Source organism: Thauera aminoaromatica S2 (genome assembly GCF_000310185.1).
In the GTDB taxonomy this organism is placed as follows: Bacteria; Pseudomonadota; Gammaproteobacteria; order Burkholderiales; family Rhodocyclaceae; genus Thauera; species Thauera aminoaromatica.
Window position 1 is genome coordinate 20,424 of record NZ_AMXD01000042.1, and the last position, 6,817, is coordinate 27,240.

The 6,817-nt window shown below is 69.3% G+C and carries 10 protein-coding genes; 2 read left to right on the plus strand and 8 right to left on the minus strand.

What is annotated here, in order from left to right:
• A complete protein-coding gene (gene flgL, locus C665_RS08650) occupies nucleotides 1–909 on the plus strand; it encodes a flagellar hook-associated protein FlgL (RefSeq protein ID WP_004305545.1) in 909 nt (302 codons plus the stop codon).
• Between the two features lie 5 nt (nucleotides 910–914).
• A complete protein-coding gene (locus C665_RS08655; RefSeq protein ID WP_012585742.1) occupies nucleotides 915–1,391 on the plus strand; it encodes a hypothetical protein in 477 nt (158 codons plus the stop codon).
• A gap of 11 nt (nucleotides 1,392–1,402) precedes the next feature.
• Here the strand turns inward: C665_RS08655 and fliR are convergent, their stop codons facing one another.
• The 8 genes from fliR to C665_RS08695 all read right to left on the minus strand — a co-directional run.
• Nucleotides 1,403–2,200, minus strand: coding sequence for a flagellar biosynthetic protein FliR (gene fliR, locus C665_RS08660; RefSeq protein ID WP_004305547.1), 798 nt, complete (start codon nucleotides 2,198–2,200; stop codon nucleotides 1,403–1,405).
• A 34-nt stretch (nucleotides 2,201–2,234) separates the two neighbouring features.
• Nucleotides 2,235–2,504: a flagellar biosynthesis protein FliQ gene (gene fliQ / locus C665_RS08665; protein WP_004305551.1), complete on the minus strand. Its 270-nt coding sequence runs from the start codon at nucleotides 2,502–2,504 to the stop codon at nucleotides 2,235–2,237.
• Nucleotides 2,505–2,529: 25 nt separating this feature from the next.
• The gene (fliP, locus tag C665_RS08670; RefSeq protein ID WP_004305553.1) at nucleotides 2,530–3,303 is read right to left on the minus strand and encodes a flagellar type III secretion system pore protein FliP; all 774 of its coding nucleotides are present in this window, start codon (nucleotides 3,301–3,303) and stop codon (nucleotides 2,530–2,532) included.
• Entirely contained in the window at nucleotides 3,293–3,655 is a 363-nt protein-coding gene (fliO, locus tag C665_RS08675) for a flagellar biosynthetic protein FliO (RefSeq protein ID WP_004305555.1), read from the minus strand. Before fliO ends, fliP begins: the two co-directional genes overlap by 11 nt.
• An 8-nt stretch (nucleotides 3,656–3,663) precedes the next feature.
• Nucleotides 3,664–4,131: a flagellar motor switch protein FliN gene (gene fliN / locus C665_RS08680; protein WP_004305558.1), complete on the minus strand. Its 468-nt coding sequence runs from the start codon at nucleotides 4,129–4,131 to the stop codon at nucleotides 3,664–3,666.
• Entirely contained in the window at nucleotides 4,124–5,134 is a 1,011-nt protein-coding gene (gene fliM / locus C665_RS08685; RefSeq protein ID WP_004305559.1) for a flagellar motor switch protein FliM, read from the minus strand. The genes fliN and fliM overlap by 8 nt, the downstream gene beginning before the upstream one ends.
• A 12-nt stretch (nucleotides 5,135–5,146) precedes the next feature.
• Nucleotides 5,147–5,719, minus strand: coding sequence for a flagellar basal body-associated FliL family protein (locus C665_RS08690; protein ID WP_004305560.1), 573 nt, complete (start codon nucleotides 5,717–5,719; stop codon nucleotides 5,147–5,149).
• 93 nt (nucleotides 5,720–5,812) lie between these two features.
• Nucleotides 5,813–6,817: flagellar hook-length control protein FliK (locus C665_RS08695; protein ID WP_004305561.1), on the minus strand; the 1,005-nt coding region annotated here is incomplete at its 5' end.

Below are 6,817 nucleotides of genomic sequence, written 5' to 3' on the forward strand. Positions count from 1 at the left end.
ATGCGCGTATCGACCAACATGATCTACGACCAGGGCGTCATCGCCCTGCAAAAGCAGTCCGCCGCGCTGTTGCACACCGGCCAGCAGATCGCCACCGGCCGCAAGATCCTCACCCCTTCGGACGATCCGGTGGCCTCCGCGCGCGCGCTCGATGTCAGCCAGTCGAAGAGCGTGAACCAGCAGTTCATCACCAACCAGGGCTATGCCGACGATGCGCTCAAGCTGGTCGACGGCCAGCTCGACGGAGCCGGTGAGATCATCCAGTACGCGCGCGAGCGCGTGCTCGCGGCTGGCAATCCCGCACTGTCGCCGTCCGACCGCCAGTCGATCGCCTCCGACCTGCGCAGCCAGTTCGATGCCATGCTGGCGATCGCCAACACGCGCGACGCCAACGGCGACTACCTGTTCGCCGGCTACCGGTCGAACACGCCGCCGTTCGAGAAGACGGTCACTGCCGGCACGCTCGGCAGCGACTACAAGGGCGATCAGGGTTCGCGCACCATGCAGGTTTCGTCCTCCCGCTTCATGCCGATCAGCTTTGGTGGCGAGTCGGTGTTCGGGAGCGAGGGCGACGGGGTGTTCAAGGTGCTGGGCGAGTTCATCTCCGCCCTCGAAGGCGGAGGCGATGTGAGCGGCGCGGTGAGCACGGCGCTGGGCGGTCTCGACGACAGCCTGGACCGCACGCTCACCGTGCGCGCGCAGATCGGCTCGCAGCAGGTCGAGGTCGAGCAACTCGGCTTCATCGGCAGCGATCTCGACCTGCAGTACCAGACCACGCTGTCCAACCTGCAGGACCTCGACTACAACGAGGCGATCTCGCGCCTGACCCAGCAGCGCACCTTCCTCGAAGCCGCCCAGCAGTCCTTCCTCAAGACGACCGGGCTGTCGCTGTTCAACTACCTCAGCTGACCGCCATGCGCCGCGCGCTCCTCGTCCTTGCCGCCTGTTCCGTCCTCGGCTGCGCCAGCGAGCGCGAGGGCACCGGCCTGCTCGACCGCGCCGCCGCGGCCCCAGGGCCGATCGCCGGTGCGGTGGGCGCGGTGTGGATGGCGAGCGAGCTTTCCTACCTCGAGCCGGAATACCTCGCCGGCATGCTGGTGGCCTACGGCATCTACGATCCGCTCGCGCCGACGTGGTCGATCGAGGTCAGCCGCAGCGGCGAAGACCGTGTGCGCATGGACCTGCACATGAAGCGGATGACCACCGGCGGCGACGGCGAGGCACGCCGGGTCTTCCTGCGCAACGCGCGCGAGATCGTGCGTGCGGGCGGTTTCGCCGGCTTCGACGAGCTGAGCTGGGAGGAGGGCATCGAGTCCACCCGGCCTTTCGCCCGCCGCGTCGCCAGCGGCGAGATCCGCCTGGTGCGTTCGCGCACCTTCCCGGAGTTCTGAGCGCGGCCCTCTCAGGGTGTGGGGCGTGGCGCGAGCGCGTCGAGCAGCAGGCCGATGGTGTCGTAGCTGCGCTCGAAGAGGCTTTGCAGCACCGGCGCGAAGTTGCTCATGATCAGCAGCACGCCGATGAAGCCCGCGGTCAGCGTGATCGGAAAGCCCACCGCGAAGAGGTTGAGCTGCGGCGCCGCGCGGGTCAGCACGCCGAGCGCGATGTTGGCCACCAGCAAGACCGCGATCACCGGCAGCGACAGCAGCAGCCCCGCCGAGAACACCGTGATGCCGCTGCGCGCGAGGAAGGCCCAGCCGCCGGCATCCACCGCATCGGTCGCCACCGGCAGCCACTCGAAGCTGCGCACCAGGAGGTCGATCATCAGCAGGTGGCCGTCGATGGCGAGGAAGATCAGGGTCGCGAGCAGGTTGAGGAAGTCGGACAGCACCGCGGTCTGCCCGCCCGCGTCGGGGTCGAAGAAGACCGCGAACGAGAGGCCCATCTGCATCCCGATCAGGGCGCCGGCCATGTCCACCGCAGCGAATACGATGCGCATCACGAAGCCGATGGCGATGCCGATCAGGATCTGCTGCGCGAAGATCGCCAGGCCCAGTCCGCCGCCGGGTGGCACCTGCGGCATCGGCGGCAGGACCGGCAGCACCGCCATCGCCACGCCCAGCCCGATCGCCAGGCGGATGCGCACCGACACGCCACGGTTGGAGAACACCGGCGCCGACGCGAACAGCCCGAGCAGGCGCCCGAGCGGGAACATCAGCGCCGCCAGCCAGGCGTCGAGCTGGGCTGCGGTGACGGAGAGCATGGTGGCGGGGAAGGGCGAGGGGCGGGGAGGAGGCTCAGCCGATCATCGCCGGGATCGACTCGAACAGCCGGCGGATGAAGTCGGTGAGCAGGGTGATCATCCACGGCCCGGCCAGCACCAGGGTCACGAAGATCGCCACCAGCTTGGGCACGAAGGAGAGCGTCATCTCGTTGATCTGGGTGGCGGCCTGAAAGATGCTGATGATCAGGCCGGTGACGAGCGCGGCGAGGAAGAGCGGCGCCGACACCATCAGGGTGACCTCGATGGCCTGGCGGCCGAGCTCGATGACGGTGGTGGGGGTCATGGCGTTTGTCCTCGGGCAGGCGCGGTCACACCGCGAAGCTCTGCACCAGCGAGCCGATCAGCAGCGTCCAGCCGTCGACCAGCACGAACAGCATGATCTTGAAAGGCAGCGACACGATCACCGGCGACATCATCATCATGCCCATGGACATCAGCACCGAGGCCACGACCATGTCGATGATGATGAAGGGGATGAAGACGATGAAGCCGATCTGGAAGGCGGTCTTGAGCTCGGAGGTGACGAAGGCGGGGATCACCACCCGCATCGGCAGGTCCTCGGCCTTGTCCACCGGCGGCAGCTTGGCCAGCCCGGCGAAGAGCGCGAGGTCGGGCTCGCGCACCTGCTTGAGCATGAAGCCCTTCACCGGCACCGAGGCGCGCTCGAGCGCCTCGTCGAACTGGATGCGGCCTTCGGACATGGGCAGATAGGCCTCCGTGTATACGCGCTCGCCGACCGGCGCCATCACGAAGAAGGTGAGGAAGAGGGCGAGGCCCAGCAGCACCTGGTTGGGCGGCGCGGTCTGCGTGCCCATGGCCTGGCGCAGCAGCGAGAACACGATGACGATGCGGGTGAAGCAGGTTGTCATCAGCACCAACGCCGGGATGAAGCTCAGGAGCGTCATCAGCATTAGCGTCTGGATGGTCAGGCTGTAGGTCGTGCCGCCGCCCGCCGCCGGGCTGGTGGTGAGCGCGGGCAGGGCCTGCGCCGTCGCCAGCAGGGGCAGGCCGGCGAGCGCGCAGGCGAGCGCGAGGCGCAGCAGTGCCACGGGGTGGCTCGGGGCGCGGCGCTCAGGCTTCATCGCGGCGTTCCCTGCGTTGCGCAGCCTGGCGCAGCCAGGTGGCGAAGGTCTTGCCGCCCGGCAGGGGCTGGGCCGGCAGGTCGGCGGGCAGCGGCAGGTCGGCGCGCTTGAGTTCGTGCAGGCGCGCGACGCTGCCGGGCGCCACGCCCAGCACCAGCACGTCTTCACCGATCTCGACCAGCACCACGCGCTCGCGCGGGCCGACCGCGGCCGCGCCGAGCACCTTGATCGCCGCGCCGCCGCCGCGCGGGGCGGACAGGCGGCGTAGCAGCCACAGGCAGGCGAACAGCAGGCCGACCACCACCGCCAGGCCGAAGCTCATCTGCACGAGACTGGCGCCGAGTTCGGGCATCGCGCTGCTCAGTTGCGGATCTTCCGCATGCGCTCGGCGGGGGTGATGATGTCGGTGAGGCGGATGCCGAACTTGTCGTTGACCACCACGACCTCGCCCTGGGCGATCAGGGTGCCGTTCACCAGCACATCCATGGGCTCGCCGGCCAGGCCGTCGAGCTCGACCACCGAGCCGTGCGCGAGCTGCAGCAGGTTACGGATCGACAGCTTGGTGCGCCCGAGCTCCACGGTGATCTGCACCGGGATGTCGAGGATCATGTCGAAGTCGTTGAGCGCGCCCGGCTTGCCCGCCGGGGCGCCGAAGTCCTCGAAGAGCTGGCTGGCGGGGCGGGCCTGGTAGGGCGAGTCGCCCATCGCCGCGGCCGCAAGCTCGGCGGCGACCCGATCGGCTTCGCTGTCGCCGCCTTCCTCGGCGGCGGCCTGTTCCTGCATCGCGGCTGCCCAGTCGTCGTCGGTAATCAGGTTCTCGTCAGCCATTCTGGGCTCCCGGAATCATGGGGGGTTCGTTGTCCTCGGCGGTGATGAAGCGCTCCACGCGCAGCGCATAGCGCCCGTTGCGCGTGCCCTGGCGGCATTCGAACACCGGCACGCCGTCGACCTCGGCCTGCAGCACCGGCTGCACCGCGAGCGGGATCACATCGCCGACGCGCATGTCGACGATGTCGCGCAGGCTCACCCGCGCCGTGCCGAACGAGCATGCGAGTTCCACCTCGGCGGTCTGCAACTGACGTGTCAGCAGCTTGATCCAGCGCCGGTCCGAGGTGAGGTGGTCGCTCTGCATCGAGGAATAGAGCAGGTCGCGGATCGGCTCCAGCATCGAGTACGGGAAGCAGATGTGCATCTCCGCCTGCGAGCCGCCGAACTCGACCGAGAGGCTGGTCGACACCACCACCTCGGAGGGCGTCGCGATGTTGGCGAACTGCGAGTTCATCTCCGAGCGGATGAACTCGGGCTGCAGATTGAACACCGGTGCCCAGGCGCGCACGTATTCGGCAAACACGACGTCGAGCATGCCGCGGATGATGCGCTGCTCGGTCGGGGTGAAATCGCGGCCCTCCACGCGGGTGTGGAAGCGCCCGTCGCCGCCGAACATGTTGTCCACCACCAGGAAGACCAGGTTGGGGTCGAACACGACCAGCCCGGTGCCGCGCAGCGGCTTGGCGGTGATCAGGTTGAGATTGGTCGGCACCACCAGGTTGCGCACGAACTCGGCGTACTTCTGCACCTTGATCGGCCCCGCCGACACCTCGGCGTTGCGGTGCATGTAGTTGAACAGGCCGATGCGCAGGTAGCGCGCGAAGCGCTCGTTGATGAGCTCGAGCGTGGGCATGCGCCCGCGCACGATGCGTTCCTGGGTGGCGAGGTTGTAGGGGCGTACGCCCTCGACGCCGGCTTCGTCCGCGACCGGCTCGTCCGACTCGCCGGTGACGCCCCGCAGCAGGGCGTCGACCTCTTCCTGGGAGAGAAAGTCCGCGGACATGGCGGCGATCCCTTACTGGATGATGAAGGAGGTGAACAGCACGGCCTGCACCGGGCCGTTGGGCACCGGCCTGCCGGCGGCGTCGCGCACCGGCTTGAAGCCGAGCGCCTCGTTCACGCTCTCGGTGATCGCCAGCGACAAGGCCTCGCGGCCCTCGACGGTGGCCACCTCGGACGGCAGCTTGCTCGACAGCAGCAGGTTGATGCGGTGGCGGATCTCCGGCATGAAGGCCTTCAGCGTCGGGTCCATGGTCGCGTCGGCCACGCGCATCACGGCGACCACCTGCAGGTAGTGGTCGCCCTCGTCGCGGCGCAGGTTGACCGTGAAGGCGTCGAGCGGGATGAAGGTGGGCGGCTTGGTGAGGTCCACCGTGCCGGTGGTGTGCAGCTGCTGCGCAGCCGGCGCGGCGTGGGCCGCCGGCTCCTCGTGCTCCTTGTCCTTGCCGCCCTTGAGCAGCAGCAGCGCGACGAGCGCGCCGAGCACGAGCACGATCACCACGAGCACGATGATGAGGATCAGGCCGAGCTTGCCCTTCTTCTTGGGGGTCTCGTCGCCTTCCTCGGTCTTTGCCGGCGCCTTGGCCATGCGAATCTCCTGTAGTACGGATTGAATTATCCGGGAGGTCCGCACCCGCCAAAGCGCCGATTAGTGGGGCAAGCCCGCCCCAATTCGCGCGCTTCAGGCGAAGGTGTCGACCATCCCCTGTTGCTGTTTCAGCCACACCCCGGCACCGCCGGTGCCGGCGTGGCCACTCGCGCCCGCCTCGCCGCGCTCGCCACGACCGCCGCTGCCTTCGCGTCCATCGCCCTCGCGGCCCTGGCCGGAGGTGCTCACGTTGGCGTCGCCCAGCAGGATGCCGGCCTGCTGCAGCGCCTCGCGCAGCTGCGGCAGCGCGCGTTCGAGCGCGTCGCGCGCGGCCTGGCTCGAGGCGATGAACTGCGCCGTCGTCTGGTCGCCGGCGAGGTTGATCGACACCTCGAGCTTGCCCATGTTCGGCGGCGTCAGCACGAGTTCGGCCTTGCTCTCGGCACGGCCGAGCATCCAGCGCACCTGATTGCCGACGTCTTCCGCCCAGCCCTGCTCGCCGGCCGGGGTCGCCACCGGCAGCTGCGGCGATGCGGCGTGCGCGGAGGACGCCTGGCGCAGCAGATGTGTCGCGCCATGCGTGTGCGCCAGGCCGGCCGGCAGGTTGCCGTTCGCGTTGCTCGTGCCCGGCACCTCGAGGCCATCCGCCGCGGTGCCGCCTGCACCGGCGCCGCTCGCGCCGCGAGCCGCCATGGTTGCGGCGGCGAACTCGCGGCCCTGGAGCAGGAAGGCCGGCGTGGCGTTGCCATCGGGACCGGTGTTGCCGCCAGCCGTGGCCGACAGATCGGTTTTCGGCAGCAGTGCGGAATTCTGAAGCGACTTGCGCCCGCCGTCCGCAACCAGCTGCAGCGTGCCCGCTTCGGAGCCGGTCGCATCCGCGCCGGAGGGGGCTTCGGCGCGACCGGCGAGCAGTGCGGCAATCGCTGCCGGCAGGCCGGCAAGGGCTGCCGGGTCGGTGGGCGAGCTTGCCGTCGCGGTGACCGTATCGGCAGATGTTGCGTCGGCATCGACCACGGCGCCCGCGGCCAGGGCGGCGAGGCGCGCGGCGTGGCCCGCCTGGCTCGCGACGGCCTGCGGCGAAGCGGCGGCATCGGCTGC